Genomic DNA, 208 nt, shown 5'->3' with positions numbered 1-208 from the left:
GCTGGATAACCTGGTAGCCGATCGTTTTCATCAGCCCCATATCTTCGCAGGCTGACAAAAATTCGCCGGGGCATAGCAGGCCACGCTCGGGATGGTTCCAGCGCAACAGGGCTTCAAGGCCCACCAGTGCGCCGGTGTTGAGATCTACCCGGGGCTGGTAGTGCAGTTCGAACTGATTTTTGCGCACAGCGGTACGCAGTTCCGCGGC

The 208-nt window shown here is 59.1% G+C and carries 1 protein-coding gene; it reads right to left on the bottom strand.

Annotation, left to right across the window (positions count from 1 at the left end; translation table 11 throughout):
• On the bottom strand, positions 1–208 hold a 208-nt coding region (locus A3709_RS04945; protein WP_156507575.1), incomplete at both ends, for an EAL domain-containing protein.

The organism is Halioglobus sp. HI00S01 (assembly GCF_001635445.1).
Taxonomy (GTDB): Bacteria; Pseudomonadota; Gammaproteobacteria; order Pseudomonadales; family Halieaceae; genus Halioglobus; species Halioglobus japonicus.
This window is presented reverse-complemented; position numbering and strand designations above follow the sequence as displayed.